The following is a 15,968-nucleotide window of genomic DNA, read 5'->3' on the forward strand; positions in this document are numbered from 1 at the left end:
GCGTTCTGTAACGATCCTGGAAGAGGTGAGCACCTGGAAAGCTGCTCTATCTTTGATGAATATCATTTCTTGAATCACCGTCTTCTGCTTGTATCAGGGCGCGGCTTCGGTGGTACCCCCGCCACCAGCCAGCAGGAGGTTTCCCCCCCGTGATGCGTCATCAAATCTTGACCGCGCTCCTCGCATTGCCTCTCGTGGCGTGCGGAGTGGAAGGTAGAAACGCGGAGCAGACGGAGAGCACCGCGACCGACGTGAAGTCCGCCCTGACGGCCTGCTCGACCCCGCTCTCCAATGGTGTGACGGTGACGGGCATCTCCGTCGATACCGATGCCTGGAGCTGCACCTACACGCTGGAGGTGCCCGAGGGCGCGGGCAAACTGTCGTTCGACACGCTCCGCTCGGCAAGTGGCAGGGGTAGTGCCTACACGTATGTGCGTTATGGCGCCGAGCCGACCGAAGACACGTACGACTGCTATCCGGGCAGGATCGATGCGAACTGCACCTTCCTCCGCCCGCGGGCCGGCACCTGGTACGTGAAGCTCCTCAGCACCAACTCCGGCCCCGTCACGGGCATGGAACTGAGGGGCACGTACACCCTGGGCATCCCCAGCGATAGCGTGCTGACCAACGGCGTGGAGACGGCTCCGTACCAGTACACCGGAGGCGTGTGGAAGTGCTTCACGCTGGACGTGCCGAGCGGGAAGACCTCACTCGTCTTCAACGAGAGGCTCACGAGAGGCAGCTGGAATGTTCCCCCGTATCTGTACGTGAGGTACGGCGAGCAACCCACCACGAATACCTATACCTGCCAGCAGTACCCGGACTTCGGGCTCGGGACCTGCACCATCAACAACCCGGCCGCCGGCACCTGGTTCGCGTGCTCGTACGGCGATTACCCGATGGCGGGCGTGATCATGAAGGGCACCTATAATTAGCCTCAGGGAAGGTGTCGAAGGACTCGCTCGAGCGCTACGAGTCCTCCGACACACGCACGGCTCCAGCGCAAACCCACTCCATGGAGAAGCCACGCAACATGAAGAATTCCACGCTTCTGGCCTTGCTGTCCGGACTACTGTTGGTTGCCTGTGGTGAGTCCTCCAACTCAAGCCCCGCGATGGTCGATGAGCCTGCGGGCACCGCCGAAGCCGCCGTGTGCGCCGATGGGAGTTGCACTTGTGTTGCGCCGGATTGCGATACCCTGAACTGGACGACCTGCGGGAAGGGCAGCGGCACGACGACGTGCTCCTGGTACGACGGCAGCACTTGCAGGACCGCTAGCTGCGGCTGCTCGAACGGGAGATGGTTGTGCCCTTGAGGCGTGCGTTGCCTCGGGCTGCCACCCTCCTCGCCCTTTCTGGATGGGTGCTGAATTGCACGTGTCTGGACGACGGAAGTTGGTAGTGCCCTGATTCCAACCAAGTGCGTCCCAGCGGCCTGTCCAGAGCCTGGGCGGGCCGCTATCACGCATAGGGCGAAGAGAAGGCCTGTAGAGGGAGAGGGCTGGAGAGCAGGGGCCGAGGAGGGCCGCTGACGGGGGCGGCCCGAGCAGAGAGCCAGGCGGGTGGAGAAGCCGCGCAGCCCGTTGGGGTACACGCCAGCCCAGGCCGCCCTCCCAGGAGGTGCGCGGCAGGGGCCTGGCTCTCCAGGCTGGGGCGACTCGAGTCTCAACACCACGCGGACTGGGGGGCCCTCGTGCCGGGGCCAGCCTCGCATCTGCCGGGGCCAGGCTCAGGTGCTCCAGAATCGCTCGCATTCCACCCCCTGCCATCACATACGCCAGCACCCGCCGCCTGCCTCCACACCTCACGCAGACGAACACGTCGAAGTCGAACGTCCTGCTGAGCAACTCTGCCCAATCCACTCGCGGCGTCCCCTCCTTCATCCGCTCCTTGCTGGCCGCTACCTCCTGCCTCGCTCTCGCCTCCTCCTCACCTGCTTGAGGGCGCCATCATCGCGCGCATCGACAAGGGCGAGGCGCCCCAGGCCGCCATCGACAACGTGTTGGCCGTGGACCCGGAGGGCTCCATCCGCCAGTTCGCCGCGGTGAAGCTGCACCCGGACGGCACCGTGTCGGTGGGCCAGCGCACCGGCTCGGAGGCCAACCCGTTCACCTGCGCCGTCAAGGGCAGCACCTTCGTGGTGCAGGCCAACAACATGACCGTCGGGAGCATCTGCGACGCCATGAGCGGAAGGGCTCGCTTCCACGGCTGGGTGCGCGCAACTCCTTCAGCGCCTGGCGCGTGGAGGCATGCCCAAGTGATTGGAGGTGAAGGTGAAGGCATACAGCCTCACGCTGTCAGCGCTCTGCCGTAGGGCTCGCGCCAGCGCCCCTATGTGACGAAACCAAGACACGCAATGCGGCCTGGATGCCCCTGGAAGCCATGCCCCCCCCAAAAACCTGTCAGTGGAACTCTGCGGATTCCGCCATGCGCCATCCTCCTGGCGAAGCAGAGCCACCGCGTCATTTCTCATTCTCTTAAAGAATACAGAAAAGCGGAAAGCACGACTAATAGTATTTACGTTTGATCTAAAACCAAAACCGTGGAATACGCCCTCCCGCTGTTCGCTGGGTTCCATACGTGTCTTGCGTGTCAAGTCCGCGATGATGAGGTGTTACGTATGAAGAAACTGCTCAAGGCGATTCACTCCTCCGCGACCATCGTCTCCGCCACGTCGGCCGTCTTCCTCGCCACGGCCAGCCTGGCGGAAGGAAGCCACAGTGCCCCCGCCCGCTCGGGATGCGCGCCGCTGTGCACGGGCGGAGTTTGCACCCCCGTCCAGATCGCGGACTTCTGGCCCACGGAGTCCATCGCTTTGAAGGACAATGACGTGTACTTCGCCGGTGGCGCCTACCCGTATATCGCGAACGGCTTCGTGGGCCGGGTCCCCAAGTCAGGTGGCTCCGCCTCACGCTTCCTCACGAATCTCGCGACCATCCCAGCCGTCGAGGAGGCCGGCGGGGAGCTCTATGTCCTGGGTGCCGCGCACCCCCTGCCGGGCCGGGTGAACCGCTTGAACGCCGACGGCTCCTTCACGGCCATTCCGACCTCGCCCTCGACCAACAGGCCGCGGTTCTTCACGGGGGATGCCACCCACCTCTACTGGGTCGACAACGACGATGGGCACTTCTACACGGTGCCCCGCGCGGGGGGCACACCCACCGTGGTCGCGCAGAGCGGCCTCCCGAGCAAGCCACTCCAGGCCCTCGTGGACGAGGAGAATCTCTACTGGGTGAACCGGCCGGCCAATGGCAAGGGCTGGATCCTCTGGAAGGCGCCGAAGAACGGCGGGGCCGCGCCCACCCAGCTTCTCTTCGTCCAGGCGGGCAAGTTCCACAAGTTCGCCATGGACGCGGACACCCTCTACTTCCTCGACTACTACACCGGGCTCAACAAGATCTCCAAGAGCGGCGGCGCCGTGACGAACATCGCCTACGCGGACGATCCCGGGACTGTCCTCGCCGTCGATGGCGAGCGGCTCTACTGGATCAAGGACGAAGTCCTCACGGCCACGTGCAAGGATGGGAGCGGCGATCAGGTCCTGACCACGGAGACCTACTCCACGAGCGATATCGCCGTGGATGACTCGGGCATCTACTGGTCCCAGTTCTACAAGGTCTACAAGCTCACGAAGTAGCCTGGCTCGGCCTTGCAGGTGACGCCGCACTTCCGCTCGCTGGTGCCAGACGGTGCTTTCGTGCAGAGGGAGGGCGGCGTGCACTTCGAGCCGTTGCCGCCACCTATTCAAGACGAGGTGGAGCGCCAATACGCATGCGTCTGAATTCTATCGCTCCGTGTTCGGCTGGCCGATCGCGACCGACGCCTTGGGCTTGGTCGCACTGCCCGACCATCTGCTGGTGCGCGGCGCCAGTGGCGGGATTGGACTCCTTATGGTGAGGCCGCCGGCGCAGTCCGCGTCGCGCACGGAGTGCAGGTTGGCCACGCCATAGGTGGTGCCGCCTGCACCTCGGGGGTGACCGGACGCGGCATGGCCGAGCGTGTCGAAGTCCCACCCGTGGAACCCAGGAGCGTGTCCCCCATACGAATTCCTCTCCCCCTCGTTGCTGCCTTCGTGAGTCTCGTCGTCTCGGTGTCGGGTTGCGGCGGCACATACGAGCTCGAGCAGGCGCCGGTGACCGAGTCCGCCCCCGCCGATGAGCAGCTCCCCGAGGGCAGCGTCACGCAGCAGGCCATCTGCTCGATGCTGTGGACGTGCAACTACAGCCAGTGGTACGGCAGCGAGGCGAATTGCACTGCGGCCTGCGGCAGGCCCTGCACTCGCGACTACCGCTGTAATGGCACCTGCGTCTGACGCATAGGGCGAAGAGAAGGCCTGTGGAGGGTGAGGGCTGGAGAGCAGGGGCCGAGGAGGGCCGCGGACGGGGGCCGCCCGAGCAGTGCGCCAGGCGGGTGGAGAAGCCGCGCAGCCCCGTGGGGTAGACCCCCCTGCCTTCACATACGCCAGCACCCGCCGCCTGCCTTCACACCTCACCCAGGCGAACACGTCGAAGTCGAACGTCCTCCTCTGCAACTCGGCCCTGTCCACTCGCGGCTTCCTCTGCTTCATCCGCTCCGTTCTGGCCGCTGCCTCCTTCCCCGCTCTCGCCTCCTCCTCTCCTGCTTGGGGGAGCTCCTTCACGTAGCCCTGGCTGTCGTTGACACGACGCGCACCCCACCCGACCCGCACACCGCCGAGCGTCTCGTCGCGCAAGCGCCCGCCGACCTCGGCCTCCTTTTCGAAGAGGCAGACGCCCGCGCCGAAGCGTGGCGCCAGCCGGTACGCCATGTAGGTCCCGGCCGGGCCACCGCCGACGAGCCTGATTTCGCACGAGAGGGGGCGCCGCTCGGTTGCCGCGATGCGCGTCGTCGCTGGGTCATGGACCTTGCAGCCCGCTGCGACGAGGAGCGCCATCGCGCCGAGCACGACCGCCCACGGCGCGGCACGGCTCCTCGGGCTCACGGCCAGGTTGGAACTGCTCGAATTGGGGACACGGATTTCTTCGGGTTCGGAATTGATACCAGTGCCATGGAAGCTCGGAGATGGAGAGCCAAGCGCCGGGTTGGGTTGGGTGCCTTGTAGTACCTGCTCAAGGCTTGGGGTGGCCCGTGTCCACCTGAGACGATTCTGCTCGCGCGAACTCACCTCCTTGCTCGAACGTTTCGCCGATTGCGTCGACAAGCAGTAGGGAGGACGAGGGCCGGGCCCCTATCCCCGAGGGCGCCGCTTCATCCTGCTCGACGAGTTGCAGACGGCCCACCACCGCCCCGGGCGCGAGGCTGGTTCCGGGGGTCAGGAGGCTTCAGCGCCGCTCCGTGAGGAAGGTCACCACGGCGTCCAGGAAATCCCCCGGCAGTTCGACGTTCGACAAGTGCACCGCAGGCAGCACCCGCAGCCGTGCGCCGGGAATGGTGGAGGCGATCTCCTCGCCGTGGCGTGCAGAGGTGACGGTGTCGTGCTCGCCCGCGATGACCAGCGTCGGGCGCGGGATTAGCGCGATCGTGCGGCGCAGATCCGCATCGCGCACTGCGGCCCAGCTGCCGGCCACACCTTCGCGTCGCGTGGCGAGCAGCGTGCGGCGGAATGCCTCGACGACGACGTCGTTCGCCTGCAGCATCCGGGCGGGGAACCAGTTGCGCAGGAACATCTCGGCCGTCGCCTGCATGTCAGGCGCCTTCAGCAGTTCGGCAATCGCGCGGTCCCATTGTCCGGCCGGGCCCAGGTGGGCCGCGGTGTTCGACAGCACCAGGCGGTCGACGCGCTCGGGCACGTGGATCCCCAGCCACTGCGCGACGAACCCACCGAGGGACAGGCCCAGCACGTGCACCCGCTCCAGGCCCAGCGCGTCCAGCAGCTCCACCACATCGCGACCCAGCCGGTCCAGCGAATACGGGCCCGAAGGCACGTCCGAGGCGCCGTGGCCACGCGCATCGTACCGCAGCACCCGGAAGTGTTCGGTGAGCACCGGCACTTGCGCGTCCCACATGTGGAGGTCGGTGCCGATGGAGTTGGAGAGCAACAGCACCGGCTTGCCCGGCGCGCCATCGAAGCGGTAGGCGATGCGCACGCCATCGCCGGTGGTGATGAAAGAGGTGGTGTGAGATTCCATGACAGGCTCCAGGAATGTGATCAGGACGCATTCATCCTAGGAACCGGGTGCGTGGATGATACTACAAAGTTTGGAATAGCTTTGTAGAGTGAGTCGACAATGGCCAGCTTCACGCTTCACGAGTTGCAGTGCTTCGACGCCGTCGTGCGCGGCGGGAGCTTCCAGGCCGCGGCCGAGCTGCTGCACCGCTCGCATCCTTCGGTGTTCGCGGCGGTGGCCAAGCTCGAGCACCAGCTGGGACTGAACCTGCTGGACCGCACGGGCTATCGAGTGCGCCTCACCGAGGCCGGACGGTCCTTTCACCGCAAGGTCCGGTCGCTGCTGCGCGAGGCCGAAGAACTACGCACGCATGCGAAGCAGCTCGCGATGGGCGAGGAGGCCGAGCTGCGCGTGGTGCTGGGAGACCTGTGTCCGCTGCCGCCGGTGCTGGGCCTCTTGAGCCGCTTCTTCGGGCAATGCCCCCAGACCCGACTGCATCTGCAGTTCGAGGCGGTGACCGGTCCCTGGGAGCGGCTGCTGGAGGACGAGGCCGACCTCATCGTGCACCGCGTTCCCAAAGGTGACGTGCGAATGGAGTGGATCGACCTGGGCAGAGTCGCGATGGTGCCGGTGGTGGCGCCGGACTTCCTGCCCTTCCAGCCGACGACAGCCATCACGCCGCAGCAGATGCAGGGCTTCACGCAGTGCGTGGTGCGCGACTCGGCGCGGCGCCCTCTGGAGCAGGGCCACTTCCTGGTGGAAGGCGCGCCGCAGTGCTCGGTTCCGGACCAGTTCATGAAGAAGGAGCTGATCCTGCATGGCATGGCCTGGGGCCACCTGCCGCGGTTCATGGTCGACGCCGAGTTGCGCGACGGACGCCTGCTGTCCATCACGGGACGGCATTTTCCCGGCGTGATCGAGGAGCTCGTGGCAGCGCGCCGGCGCGACCGGCCCCACGGGCCCGTGGCCAATCGGCTATGGGACTTCTTGGCACGCCACGCCCCCGTGCTCAGGCCGGCACGGGGTCGCGTGGGCTTGCCCCGGTTACGTGGACAGTAGGATCAAGATGCCAACTTCTGCGGTAAGGCCGCAAGCTCAAAGTCCACTGGGCTGCCGTAGCCCACCTTCACCTCACGAGGAATCAGCTCGCGCAGGCGCAACAGGACGGTGTCCTCCACGTCGTTACGCTGGCCCTTGAGGGTGGACTTGTGCACCGTCAACTTGACGTGGAGGTCCTCCGCGAAGAGGCCGGAGAGGAATTCATGGACCTGCTGCTCGTTGATAGCCGAAGTACCCACTTCTCCAGTAACGTCCATGACCCTACTGCTCGAACTAAACGGCAAGGTCGACATCCTCGTGAACAATGCCGCCCGGATCTTGAACAAGCTGGCGGTCGACATGACCGTCGACGAGTGGGACTCGATCATGGCGGTCAACGCGCGCGGGATGTTCGTCCATGCGCGCGAGGCGCTGCGGGTGATGATCCCCAAGGGAAGCGGGTCGATCGTGAACGTCGGCTCCTACGCCTGCTACTACGCCCTGCCGACGATCGCCGCCTACGCGGCATCGAAGGGCGCCGTCGCCCGTACTTCGCGGCGCTGGCGCGCCCAGGTCTCGAAGCTCGTGGGCGAAAGGCCGTAGGAACGCGCGATTTCGGGCCGCGCCAGCACCGGGGCGACGTTCATGTACGTCATGCCTCGTGCCACGTCGGGATGTAGACCGGCCGCCGCGGCCTCCTCGATCGTGCAGGACTGGACTCGGTACTCCTTGCCGTCGATGCGGGAGAGGATCTCGGCGATCTGGGGAAGCGTGAGCAGATCACTCGCGAGTTGCAGCGTCACGCCATGGAACTTCGTGGGATCGTTGATGGCCGCCGCCGCCGCCTTGCCGATGTCCTCCGGCGCGACCAGCGGGATGGGCCGATCGGTCTTGATCACCGTGAGCAACCGGCCATCGTGGAAGCCGGCCGGATCCAACATCGGATGATCCATGAAGGTGGCGGGGAGGATGAGGGTCCAGTGCTTGAAACCTGCGTTACGTACGAGGTCGCAGGTGGCGAGCTTGTTCTCCCAGTATACCTCGTGCGACTTCCAGCGCCCCTCCGCCCAGCCCTCGACGCTGCGGTGGTCTCCGACGCCGGACGTCGCGGTGTGCACGAATGTTTCGACGCCCTCGGCCAGCGCGGCCTCGACGAGGTTCCTCCCTTGTTGGACCTCCTTGCTGTAGTCGACACCGGTCGCGGAGAAGATGGGGGACTGCATCGAGAAGACCGCCCGCGCCCCGGCGCAAGCGGCGCGCAGCGACGCCGGCTCGTCGAGGTCCCCGACGACCACTTCGGCGCCAGCCGCCGCGAGGGCCTTGGCGTTGGGCGCCTCCGGATCGCGCACCATCACGCGCACCGGGGTGGAGCCTTCGGCCAACAGCGCCCGGGCGGTGGCGCCGCCCTGTCGCCCTGTCGCCGCGGTGACGAGAACGGGAGTGTGGCTGCTCATGGGCAGGACCTTTCGTAAGTGGGGGACCCCACCGTTTAGTTTCGTGGTTAAATACGGAGGGGGACCCCGTTTGTCAACGAAGGTTCAGGTGAGGAGAAGTTCGCCGTGGAGCGTGTGAAGTCGTTGCGTGCGGACGGGCAGCGCAACCGGGAGCGGATTATCGAGGCGGCTGCGGAGTTGGTCGGCAGGGATGGAGCGCAGGCGTCGCTCGAGGAGATCGCGCGGCGGGCGGGGGTAGGGTCGGCGACCTTGCACCGACACTTCCCGTCGCGGCAGTCGTTGTTGGAGGCGGTCTTCCGCGATGGTGTCGCGCAGCTCTGCGCGCGGGGAGCCGCGCAACCGGGCGAGGACCCCGTCGCCGAGCTGGCGGCCTGGCTCGAGGACGTGACGGTCTACACCGCGACCCATCGCGGGCTTGCCGTCGCGCTGCTGGCCGGCCCGGAGGGCCTTTCGGCTGAAGAAATCTGCTGCACCGACATGCTGCTCGACGTGTTGAACGTTCTGGTGGCGCGGGCATCATCGGCGGGCGCGATTCACGCAGGTGCCACATCGGAGGACTTGATGATGCTGGCGAACGCGATCGCCGTCGCCAACGAAGACGATCCGCTCACCGCGCGCCGGGTGCTGCGCCTCGCGCTCACCGGCGTACGGCCGTGAGCGCCGTGAAAGGTCGACGCCGTGGGCACCATGCCGGAACCGGGCTGCGCCCAGCAAACTCAAGTGAGCCGGTACGTCCCATCCGGATGCACCCACCCTCCGTGTTCTCCATTCTCCGCGCTGACAGTGGCGTCGACCCTATGCCTGCGGCAGTTTGCGAGAATTGCATCCAATGTGGCTATCCGTGGGAGCTCATCGAGACGGCCCAGGCCGTCATGCCAGGAGGGGTGCGGCAGGGGAGGTGGGCCTCTTGGCTCTCTTGAGCCTCAACCCCACGCGGCCTTATGTGGCCCTCGCGCTGGGGCCAGACGCGCACCTGCCATGGGCAATCCCAGGTGCTCCAAAATCGCTCGCACCCCGCTCGCTTGCTTCACGTACGCCAACACACTCCGCCTGCCTCCACACCTCACGCGGGCGAACACGTCGAAGTCGAACGTCTTCCTCAGGAGTTCCGCGAAAGTCCACTCGCGGCGTCCTCTCCTTCTTCGGCTCCTTCCTGGCCGCCGCCTCAAGCGCCACGCTCGTCTCCCCCGCTCCTGCTGCTGCGCCGCGCACGACCTTGTTGGTCCCAGCCGCCTACTCCTCCGCCTCCCTGCTCCAGCCCCCCGTCGCGCAACAGGGCCCCCATTCCGCCATACCTTCCCGCTATCAGGCCTGCTCTCGGTCAAACCGGCTTCGCGCGTCCCGAAAGCTCTCGGCGTTGTCGATCACCCATGCCCATAACGGCATCATGCCTGTCAGCAGGCCCCGCCCCAGGTCGGTCAGGCTATAGTCGACACGAGGTGGAACCTCCCGATGATCGTGCCTCGAGATCAAGCCATCGCGCTCAAGCTGCCGTAGCGTTCGGGTGAGCATTCGTTGGGTCACGCCCTCCAATCTACGCGCGAGGTCGGAGTGTCGCAGCGTTCCTGCCACGCCCAGAGCGTGGACCACCCCCAGCGACCAGCGGTTGCCGGCGTGAGCCAGTATCTCACGCTTGAGCCCGTCGTCTGCCTCGCTCAGCGCATCGCACGCCTCCTGCGAGCGCCGGATAAGCTCATCAAAGGTCATGCGCTCTTGCGGTATCACCGGTGTGCCTTCTTCTGCTCCGTCAAGTAATTGAGTATCTGCTCGGCTCGCAATAACAAGAAGGAGCCACAGATGCCAGATGGTAGCAATCCGAACGACAGCATCCTCGTGCTCGGGGCGGGCGAGCTCGGCATGGCAGTGGTGCGCGAACTGGCGCAGCTTCGCGCTCAGGGACGGGTTCCGCCGATCTCCGTGTTGCTGCGCCCAGCGCGGGATAACTCGACAGCCTCGAGCGGAAACCAATCGCAAGCGGTTCGCGCCCTTGGAGCAGGCGTCGTCGAAGCCGATCTCGCCACCTCAACGGCCAAAGATCTCGCCGCCATCTTTTCACGGTTCTCGCAGATCGTCTGCTGCACTGGCTTCGTTGGTGGCCCGGGCACACAACGCAAGATCACGTCCGCGGTCATTCAGGCCGGCGTTGAGCATTATGTGCCTTGGCAGTTCGGGGTGGACTACGACGTCGTCGGCAGGGGCAGTGGGCAGGAGGTCTGGGACGAGCAGCTCGACATCAGGGACATGCTGCGAGCGCAATCCAGGGTCCGGTGGACGATCATCTCGACCGGCATGTTCACCAGCTTCGTCTTTCTGCCCGCTTTCGGTCTGGTGGACCTCGAGCAGAACAAGGTGCATGCGCTCGGAAGCTGGGACAATCGGCTCACCGTCACTACGCCCGAGGATATCGGTCGTCTGACCGCCCTGGCGCTCGCCTCGCGTCCCGCCGTCGACAATCAGGTAATCTTCGTCGCCGGCGACACCTTCACCTATCACGAACTTGCTGACACGGTGGACCAGGTTCTCGGCCGGACTGTCGAGCGGGTCCTTTGGACAGTGCCGGCCCTGAAGGCCGGCGTTGCGGCGCATCCCGAGGATACGATGCGCAAGTATCGACTCGCGTTCGCGCGTGAAGACGGCGTCGCATGGCCGAAGGAGCAGACGTTCAATTCCGAACGAGCTCTGGCGGTCATGGACCTCGCAACATGGCTGCGGCGCTGGCGCGACTTCGACGGGGAGCCACCTCCTGAATGGGAGGAGCGCAAGATTGGCGATGAGAGAGCGATCCGAATGGCACTGCCGGAGGCGCTGGTGCTCTCCCCAGAGCCCGGGGTCGGCGGAATCGCGGCACTGACACAGCGCTATTATGGGTCCTGGAACAACGGCAGTGAGGCCTTGTTCGAAAACACTGTCTCCTCGGCCTACGTCGACCGCACCCTCCCTGCGGGGCGCGCGCAGGGTCCGAAAGGCCTGGCTGGAGCGCAGCGTAGGTTTCGCGAAGCTTTTCCCAACGGCCGCGTGCACGTGCTCCAACAGATCATCGCGGGCGATCGGGTCGTGAGTCATTTGCGTGTCACCGGGCGCTTCTTCGGAAGCCGGGACGGGGTGTACGGCCGTGGCCAGCGTATCGACTATCTCGCCACCGATATCATGCGGATCTCCGACGGCCGCATTGTGGAAAATTGGCACGTGGAAGACCATGCCGCGCTGCACCGCCAGCTAGACCATGAACTGATTGCCTTCTCGGGGGGAGTATTGGACTCGAACTGACCCAGCGCTGTCGATGTTTATCGCTTGGAAGTCCAGGCTTCAGTGTTTTTCCTGGATGCACGGACTCCAGGGGAACCGTCAGCGAGGCGCTCGCCCATGATGATGAAGATTCGCGATGCGCAACTCAGGGTCCTCGAGCGGACCCGCTTCCAGCAGTTCGTCCTGGAGATGATGACCCACCTGCGCACCCATCTCCCGGAAGAGCTGGCGTCATTGCCCGACTGGGAGCTGGGAGAGGAAATCGAGGGCTGTCTTGGCCTCGCGGCCACGTATGGCATCACCTCGCGTCGGGACTGCGCTCGCTATCTGGCACTCGCGGCGTGCTTTGGGTGGTCTTTCGACACCGAGCTGGAATGGCCCGCCCAGATGCTCCAGGACCCGACGAGCAGCCCGAGCGTGCGGCTGGAGCGCGTTCATGAGCGCTGCCTCCAGCAGCTCGACCAGGAAGCCACGACGTCCGCCTACCGGCGAGAGCCGGAGATAGGTATCAGACGACTCGTAGGTACGACTCGGGGAGCGTGAGGTCGCGCAACGAGTTCTTTGACACTTCCTCGGGGGTACATCGACGCGTACCTCGAGGAGGTCCAGGCCTACGAGGACATCCACCCCGAGACCGACGCGACCGGCGACGTGAGGACCGGCATCCAGGAGACCCAGATCGAGGACGGCCAGGACGTCGACGGCTAGTGAGGGAGGCCCGCGCCCGGTTCAAGGCGTAGAGGCGGGAGGGGGGCCGTGTTGAGGAAGAGGGCTGGAGCCAAGGGGTCGAGGAGGGCTGCTGACGGGTGCCAAGAGGGCTGTGCGCCTCAAACATCGCCGACGACTTGAACGCCGAATTGTTTGAACCGTGCGAGCGCCTCGTCAGGAGCCACGAGCGTTTCAGGAAGATGCAGTCCGCCACTGGCGGCGGGCCGACCGTCCAACCCCAGCACGCGCTCGATGGCGACCAACACCCCCAGGGCCGTGAGATGCGCATTGCCAGAGGGGTCGGACACCACCGTCCGACGACTGGCCCGCTGACCGTCCCGCAGGAGCCCCTCAATGTCGATGTAGAGGTCATGGGAGGCCTGGCGTCCGGCGCGAGTGCCAAGGGACTCGCCTTGCAGGAAGTCGAAGCGGACGTTCGCCGCGCCGGTGATCGCCGCGAGGCTCGGCACGTCGAGTACGGACATCGGAACACCCTGTACGACGCTCTCATCCGAGAGACGAACAGGTCTCGCGTGCCGCGTAGCGTCAACCCAGGCCCAGTTCCCGGCTTCACGTAGCAGCGCCCGGCCGACGAAGTGCTCGACATCGCCAGCGGTCATCGGGCCAATCGGATCACGAGCGTCGAAGAGCCCCGCCACCTGGATGGAGTCGACACGGCTGAACACCTCGGCGGCCTTGCTCGCGACGAGGGTCAGCACGCCCGCCTGCCAGTGGCCTAACAGAACGATGGGGCGTTTCGGGGGCGTTCTCAATGCCGTGAAGGTGATGGGTGCAATGTCCTCGGCCAGCTTCGTGATGCCAATGTGGGCGATGCCCTGCTTGAGGGAGTGGGCTGGAGCAGAGAGGTGGAGGAGGGCCGCTGAAGGGGGCCGGCCGAGTGGTGCGCCAGGCCGGTGGAGAGGCCGCGCAATCCCCTAGGGGTACACGCCGGCCCAGGCCGTCATGCCAGGAGGGGTGCGGCAGGGGAGGTGGGCCTCTTGGCTCTCTTGAGCCTCAACCCCACGCGGCCTTATGTGGCCCTCGCGCTGGGGCCAGGCGCGCACCTGCCATGGGCAATCCCAGGTGCTCCAAAATCGCTCGCACCCCGCGCGCTTGCTTCACGTACGCCAACACACTCCGCCTGCCTCCACACCTCACGCAGGCGAACACGTCGAAGTCGAACGTCTTCCTCAGGAGTTCCGCGAAAGTCCACTCGCGGCGTCCTCTCCTTCTTCGGCTCCTTCCTGGCCGCCGCCTCAAGCGCCACGCTCGTCTCCCCCGCTCCTGCTGCTTGGGGGAACTCTCGACCATTCTGGAGCGCTCTGGCCGGAAGCCTCCGGCGGCGGGTTCGATTCCCGCCGCCTCCACATTCAGGATCCCAGCAATCTTACCGGGTTGCCCGCACGGCCCCCGGGAGCAGTTGCCCCCAGAGGGCCATGTCCGTGACGAGGACCAGGTGGCGCCCTTCTACTACCGACCCTCGTTCCGGCTGCCGGATGCCGGCGTGGCTACCACGGGCCGATGGAGAAGCTCCCCGACCAGGCGCCGTAGGAGGAGGTGGTGATGCCGTTGCGGGTGGTGCCCGTGTAGCTGCTCTGTCCCGGCTGGATGGTGACGACCACCGCCCCGCCCGTGGCGGGAATCGCACCAGCATGCACCGCGGCCACGCAGACATTCGAGTCATCGGTGTAGAGGTCCGTGCCCCACACCGACCCGCCGCTCACCGCCCCACAGCTGCACGCAATCTTCGTCCCGTTCTGCCCGCGGTAGGACGTGAAGTTGTAGCTCGAGCAGCTGGTCGGAGGGGGCCTCTGGCCGCTGACGGAGAAGCTCCCCGACCAGGCGCCGTAAGAGGAGGTGGTGATGCCGTTGCGGGTGGTGCCCGTGTAGCTGCTCTGTCCCGGCTGGATGGTGACGACCACCGTTCCGCCCGTGGCGGGAATCGCACCGGCATGCACCGCGGCCACGCAGGCATTCGAGTCATCGGTGTAGAGGTCCGTGCCCCACACCGACCCGCCGCTCACCGCCCCACAGCTGCACGTAATCTTCGTCCCGTTCTGCCCGCGGTAGGACGTGAAGTTGTAGCTCGAGCAGCTGCTCGGAGTTGGCGTCTGGCCGCTGACGGAGAAGCTCCCCGACCAGGCGCCGTAGGAGGAGGTGGTGATGCCGTTGCGGGTGGTGCCCGTGTAGCTGCTCTGTCCCGGCTGGATGGTGACGACCACCGTTCCGCCCGTGGCGGGAATCGCACCGGCATGCACCGCGGCCGCGCAGGCATTCGAGTCATCGGTGTAGATGTCCGTGCCCCACACCGACCCGCCGCTCACCGCCTCACAGCTGCACGTAATCTTCGTCCCGTTCTGCCCGCGGTAGGACGTGAAGTTGTAGCTCGAGCAGCTCGCGACTGCACCGCCGCTGGAGTAGAGGGCACTCAGTGCGGTGATGTCGGAGCTGGTCCACTCGCCGGTTTCGGTCGAACTGAAGCAGGAGTTCATGATCGACCCGCCCACGGTGGCCGTGGTCGGCGTCCCTGGGATGTGGATGGCGCCCACACCCGCCTCGCCCTCGTCGCCGCCGCTGCCACAGCTGATGCTGCGATTGTAGTAGTCCGAGTGGCGGAATCCGATCGCGTGGCCCAGTTCGTGGGTGATGACGTGCTCGTTCACGTCAACGCTGTAGCTCTCCAGGCCGGTGCCGATGTTGATGGTCCCGTAGGGCAGGCCGCCCGAGGGGAATCCCGCGGAGCCGCCGGTGCCAGACATGGTCTGAGCGGTGATGTTCGCGGTGCAGCCGGTGGTCGGGCCACGCGCGAAGGTGATCCGGAGACCCCGCTCATTGTAGTTGGCGATGGCCAGGTCGAGACCCTGGCTCAAGTGGGTGTAGCTGTTGAACGTGGAAGTGGGGTTGACGCAGATTTTCGTCACGCTCGAGCCGACGAGGTTGGTCGTGCGGTACTGCTCAGCACTCTCCGCGGGGGCCTGGAGCATTTCGCGGGACGCCTCGAGGGTCACGTGAGCGTCGCGGCCCACGTACACGGCACCGTCGGCAACCAGGATGTCGTTGGCCGGAAACCCGGCCTCGATCAGGTTGGAGACGATCTCCTGGTTCTCGGCCTCCGGGTCGACACCGCAGCCGACGAGGGTGACACTGGCTATCAACGCCATGGAAAGCTTCCGCATGGGGACTTCCTTTTCGAAGGACTACAAGAGGTGGACGTCGCCGCCTGGGGGCTCCATCAGCGACTGCGCGCCCTCCCCCTGAGCAACCCCAGGCTAATAATAGGAAAACATGTAAAATTTGATTTTGCAACAAACGCTTGGCTAGGAGGTCGGATGCACCTTGTGGGCTCGCGAGCCGTCGGGCGCTTGGGATTTGCAGGACTCAATCCGAGTGTCGAGCCAAGCTCCTGGAAGAGCTCGACAAGATTGCAAGGGATGTAT

At 65.7% G+C, this 15,968-nt stretch carries 16 protein-coding genes and 1 pseudogene; 10 read left to right on the forward strand and 7 right to left on the reverse strand.

Annotated elements, in window-relative coordinates; all coding sequences use genetic code 11:
* The first annotated feature begins 152 nt into the window (after nt 1–152).
* The 4 genes from F0U60_RS11845 (at nt 153) to F0U60_RS11860 (ending at nt 4,311) form a co-directional block, all read left to right on the forward strand.
* On the forward strand, nt 153–935 hold the full coding sequence (locus F0U60_RS11845) for a PPC domain-containing protein (protein WP_395818147.1): 783 nt from the start codon (nt 153–155) through the stop codon (nt 933–935).
* Nucleotides 936–1,998: 1,063 nt separating this feature from the next.
* On the forward strand, nt 1,999–2,313 hold the full coding sequence (locus F0U60_RS11850; protein ID WP_395818149.1) for a hypothetical protein: 315 nt from the start codon (nt 1,999–2,001) through the stop codon (nt 2,311–2,313).
* Nucleotides 2,314–2,619: 306 nt separating this feature from the next.
* Nucleotides 2,620–3,636, forward strand: coding sequence for a hypothetical protein (locus tag F0U60_RS11855; RefSeq protein WP_395818152.1), 1,017 nt, complete (start codon nt 2,620–2,622; stop codon nt 3,634–3,636).
* 393 nt (nt 3,637–4,029) lie between these two features.
* A complete protein-coding gene (locus F0U60_RS11860; RefSeq protein WP_395826044.1) occupies nt 4,030–4,311 on the forward strand; it encodes a hypothetical protein in 282 nt (93 codons plus the stop codon).
* A 381-nt stretch (nt 4,312–4,692) separates the two neighbouring features.
* Here the strand turns inward: F0U60_RS11860 and F0U60_RS11865 are convergent.
* Both F0U60_RS11865 and pcaD read right to left on the reverse strand, forming a co-directional pair.
* Nucleotides 4,693–4,911 (reverse strand): annotated as a pseudogene (locus F0U60_RS11865) (NAD(P)-binding protein); the annotation flags it as partial.
* A 388-nt stretch (nt 4,912–5,299) separates the two neighbouring features.
* Nucleotides 5,300–6,106, reverse strand: coding sequence for a 3-oxoadipate enol-lactonase (pcaD, locus tag F0U60_RS11870; protein WP_395818155.1), 807 nt, complete (start codon nt 6,104–6,106; stop codon nt 5,300–5,302).
* Nucleotides 6,107–6,205: 99 nt separating this feature from the next.
* Here pcaD and F0U60_RS11875 point away from each other — a divergent pair, with 99 nt between their 5' ends.
* Nucleotides 6,206–7,144 carry a LysR family transcriptional regulator gene (locus F0U60_RS11875; RefSeq protein WP_395818158.1) on the forward strand — a complete coding sequence of 313 codons (939 nt, stop codon included), beginning with the start codon at nt 6,206–6,208 and terminating at the stop codon, nt 7,142–7,144.
* A 2-nt stretch (nt 7,145–7,146) separates the two neighbouring features.
* Here F0U60_RS11875 and F0U60_RS11880 read toward each other — a convergent pair whose 3' ends face one another.
* A complete protein-coding gene (locus F0U60_RS11880) occupies nt 7,147–7,401 on the reverse strand; it encodes a hypothetical protein (RefSeq protein ID WP_395818160.1) in 255 nt (84 codons plus the stop codon).
* Here F0U60_RS11880 and F0U60_RS11885 point away from each other — a divergent pair.
* On the forward strand, nt 7,400–7,726 hold the full coding sequence (locus tag F0U60_RS11885) for an SDR family oxidoreductase (protein ID WP_395818162.1): 327 nt from the start codon (nt 7,400–7,402) through the stop codon (nt 7,724–7,726). The genes F0U60_RS11880 and F0U60_RS11885 overlap by 2 nt on opposite strands.
* On the opposite strand, the gene F0U60_RS11890 is transcribed toward F0U60_RS11885, so the two are convergent.
* Entirely contained in the window at nt 7,642–8,577 is a 936-nt protein-coding gene (locus tag F0U60_RS11890; RefSeq protein WP_395818165.1) for an NmrA family NAD(P)-binding protein, read from the reverse strand. The two genes, F0U60_RS11885 and F0U60_RS11890, sit on opposite strands and share 85 nt — an antisense overlap.
* 105 nt (nt 8,578–8,682) lie before the next feature.
* On the opposite strand from F0U60_RS11890, the gene F0U60_RS11895 reads away from it, so the two are divergent.
* Entirely contained in the window at nt 8,683–9,234 is a 552-nt protein-coding gene (locus F0U60_RS11895; RefSeq protein ID WP_395818168.1) for a TetR/AcrR family transcriptional regulator, read from the forward strand.
* 648 nt (nt 9,235–9,882) lie between these two features.
* On the opposite strand, the gene F0U60_RS11900 is transcribed toward F0U60_RS11895, so the two are convergent.
* Complete coding sequence (locus tag F0U60_RS11900; protein WP_395818171.1) at nt 9,883–10,284, reverse strand: winged helix-turn-helix transcriptional regulator; 402 nt, start codon at nt 10,282–10,284, stop codon at nt 9,883–9,885.
* A 90-nt stretch (nt 10,285–10,374) separates the two neighbouring features.
* Here F0U60_RS11900 and F0U60_RS11905 point away from each other — a divergent pair, with 90 nt between their 5' ends.
* From F0U60_RS11905 to F0U60_RS11915, 3 genes are all read left to right on the forward strand, one after another.
* Nucleotides 10,375–11,844, forward strand: coding sequence for an ester cyclase (locus tag F0U60_RS11905; RefSeq protein WP_395818174.1), 1,470 nt, complete (start codon nt 10,375–10,377; stop codon nt 11,842–11,844).
* A gap of 96 nt (nt 11,845–11,940) precedes the next feature.
* Nucleotides 11,941–12,366, forward strand: a complete 426-nt coding sequence (locus tag F0U60_RS11910) for a hypothetical protein (RefSeq protein ID WP_395818177.1) — start codon at nt 11,941–11,943, stop codon at nt 12,364–12,366.
* An 18-nt stretch (nt 12,367–12,384) separates the two neighbouring features.
* Nucleotides 12,385–12,531 carry a hypothetical protein gene (locus F0U60_RS11915; protein WP_395818179.1) on the forward strand — a complete coding sequence of 49 codons (147 nt, stop codon included), beginning with the start codon at nt 12,385–12,387 and terminating at the stop codon, nt 12,529–12,531.
* A gap of 119 nt (nt 12,532–12,650) precedes the next feature.
* Here F0U60_RS11915 and F0U60_RS11920 read toward each other — a convergent pair whose 3' ends face one another.
* Together F0U60_RS11920 and F0U60_RS11925 are read right to left on the reverse strand one after the other, a co-directional pair.
* Nucleotides 12,651–13,250 carry a hypothetical protein gene (locus tag F0U60_RS11920; protein WP_395818182.1) on the reverse strand — a complete coding sequence of 200 codons (600 nt, stop codon included), beginning with the start codon at nt 13,248–13,250 and terminating at the stop codon, nt 12,651–12,653.
* Between the two features lie 789 nt (nt 13,251–14,039).
* On the reverse strand, nt 14,040–15,707 hold the full coding sequence (locus F0U60_RS11925) for a M57 family metalloprotease (RefSeq protein WP_395818185.1): 1,668 nt from the start codon (nt 15,705–15,707) through the stop codon (nt 14,040–14,042).
* Nucleotides 15,708–15,968 lie beyond the last annotated feature (261 nt).

It is taken from the genome of Archangium minus, assembly GCF_044360475.1.
Taxonomy (GTDB): Bacteria; Myxococcota; Myxococcia; order Myxococcales; family Myxococcaceae; genus Archangium; species Archangium minus.